1 rRNA gene is annotated in these 3,214 nt (G+C 35.7%); it reads left to right on the top strand.

Annotation, left to right across the window (positions count from 1 at the left end):
• Positions 1 to 2,222: 2,222 nt before the first annotated feature.
• A 16S ribosomal RNA gene (locus ATN92_RS15115) occupies positions 2,223 to 3,214 on the top strand; the annotation flags it as partial.

Below are 3,214 nucleotides of genomic sequence, written 5' to 3'. Positions count from 1 at the left end.
AGTTAAGCTTCTCCACGCCGAAAGTAGTTGGTGGGAAACTACCCGCGAGGATAGGTAGCTGCCACGCTAATGGTAAGGAATCAACCAAATGGTTGGTTTCTTTTTTTGTGTCCTCAAGCATTTTCAATGCTTGGAGGCACATCCAATAATAGAAGAGACCAGTCAAGATGATTCTAGCGAATCACTCGACCGGTCTCTTTTTTACTTATATATAAAACTAATAATTGGGCCGTATAAATTAGTTATCAACTGAGTTATTTAAACATATCATATGATTTCTACTCATATTTTTAGGATCTTAGATAATCTGGAATCACACAATACCATTCTGTACTCAATGTAATTCCAACAATAATTTTTATTTATATATTATTATTTGTTTTAAATTTACTAATTGTAAAATCATTATCCATTGCAGTTTTTAGAGTCTTTAATAAAAAATTAAGATTCCGATAGTAGTGCAAAAGTATTAATATAGTACAAATAGAAAAATTTGCGATTAATATCAATCATTTTATCTATAGTGATCTTTTCAAAATTTTTGTCCGTTCCATTCAACAATATGTTTTGTATGTCATAAATTCATTATTATTTTCGGATATGCTTATTGTTATATCAGAACTGTGATTGTAGACTTCTTTTTAACGGAGAATACTTTGGTGAATTCAAAGTCGCCATAGAAATGATCTGTAAATCAAAATATTACTTTGAGTCATTTATTGAGGATAGATAAATCCTTAGTTAAGGTGTCAACTGGAATTAAAAAATTAGAATGATTACGAATAGTTCATTCTTATTTATGGTGGTAAAGGGGGATTGTATTGGTCGATATATCTATGACTGAAGATATTAATCAAGAGTTGTTTGGATCAAGAGGTATAAGATCAATCTTGAATATATTTATATAACTCATGTATGGACCACCTCTTTAGGTTAATGTGATTAAAGAATTTTTTTCAGGTGTAAAGATCATTATTATGAAAACTACAGTGGATGGAATACCCGCAGTGATAGAAATTCTGCATGCAGATAAGTTACTAAGGCGATGGCGGAGTTAACGATAATTTTGATTTAGAAAAGTTATTTGATTGAAATTATTAAAAACAGTTTTACCGATACTCACAATATAACTAGCTGTTGAATTTCAGATGATTGATTGTTGCCGGAGATGTTGCGTATAATGAAATTCTGTTGTAATTACTCCGACTGGAGACAGTATTATGAATATAAGGTTTCTGTGAATGATGATCCCATTATTTTTGATAACACGATTCAGTACCTTGAGGATTTAAATCGATTAGTTGAAGATACAGAGGTTCCGGATATTTACTTGAACAGATGATGAAAAACTATCTTAACTTTGTAAACCTTGGATTACTATAAAGTGCTGTGTATTCAATCGTATATTAAAAGTGTTTATAATGGCCGTTGCTAGTAATTGAGATTTGTATTACTAATTACAGTAGAATAATCAATAATATAGGGAAATGCCTTTTTCGAATAGCGTTCTTTACGTACAGTTATGTATATTGAATCCAATAAGGCTTTCTATATGTATGTATTTGGATATTATAGATAGAAATGGAGTTGCTTTCGATTTAATATGAAGATATTCGAGTTACCAATATGTTTTATGAAGGTCAATATGATACATTTGTTAGAAGAATGGAATTCATAATAGTTAAAAGTCTGAATCTTAATTATATATTTAAATGGATTACTCAGAATTTGATTACGTCACCTGTAAAATAATCCGAATAATATGTGATTGATTTATAGGGAACACACGGCCGTCGGGTAACATTGAAGTTCCAGAATATATTAATATTTGTCTTTAAAAAAACCTACAAATTATTTGCATATTTTTGTTGACGTATCGTTCTGAGATTGGTATTCTAATATACGTTGTCTCGTAAGTTACCAACTAGACCAATTCAAACGATTGAAATTAGTTGTTGACAGAGATAATGATAAAATGGTATTATTACTAAGTTGTCGCTTGAAGATGACTTATCAACAAGAAACATTGTTAAATCAATTTTCTTGTTGACATCATATCATTTAGATGATATGATAATTAAGCTGTTAAGTTAATTAACAACTGGTAGACCTTTGAAAACTGAACAAAGTTTTAACACTAAAATTGTGTAGGCCAACATTTATTTGTTGGATTTACAACGAAGTCAATTCGCTAGTATTTTTATTTATGAGTCACAAACTTTTAATATGAGAGTTTGATCCTGGCTCAGGACGAACGCTGGCGGCATGCCTAATACATGCAAGTCGAACGAACCAAACTGTTGATTGAAGCTTGCTTCTTGATTCAGATCTTGGTGAGTGGCGGACGGGTGAGTAACACGTGGGTAACCTGCCCAGAAGTGGGGGATAACATTTGGAAACAAGTGCTAATACCGCATAACAACTTAGATCACATGATCTTTGTTTAAAAGATGGTTTTGCTATCTCTTCTGGATGGACCCGCGGCGTATTAGCTAGTTGGTGAGGTAATAGCTCACCAAGGCGATGATACGTAGCCGACCTGAGAGGGTAATCGGCCACATTGGGACTGAGACACGGCCCAAACTCCTACGGGAGGCAGCAGTAGGGAATCTTCCACAATGGACGAAAGTCTGATGGAGCAATGCCGCGTGAGTGAAGAAGGTTTTCGGATCGTAAAACTCTGTTGTTGAAGAAGAACATATGTGAGAGTAACTGTTCACGTACTGACGGTATTCAACCAGAAAGCCACGGCTAACTACGTGCCAGCAGCCGCGGTAATACGTAGGTGGCAAGCGTTGTCCGGATTTATTGGGCGTAAAGAGAATGTAGGCGGTTTATTAAGTTTGAAGTGAAAGCCCTCGGCTCAACCGAGGAAGTGCTTCGAAAACTGGTAAACTTGAGTGCAGAAGAGGAAAGTGGAACTCCATGTGTAGCGGTGGAATGCGTAGATATATGGAAGAACACCAGTGGCGAAGGCGGCTTTCTGGTCTGTAACTGACGCTGAGATTCGAAAGCATGGGTAGCAAACAGGATTAGATACCCTGGTAGTCCATGCCGTAAACGATGAGTGCTAAGTGTTGGAGGGTTTCCGCCCTTCAGTGCTGCAGCTAACGCATTAAGCACTCCGCCTGGGGAGTACGATCGCAAGATTGAAACTCAAAGGAATTGACGGGGGCCCGCACAAGCGGTGGAGCATGTGGTTTAATTCGAAGCA

This window comes from Companilactobacillus bobalius (assembly GCF_009764355.1).
The sequence above is the reverse complement of the archived record's forward strand: the minus strand, read 5'-3'. Positions and strand labels throughout refer to the sequence as shown.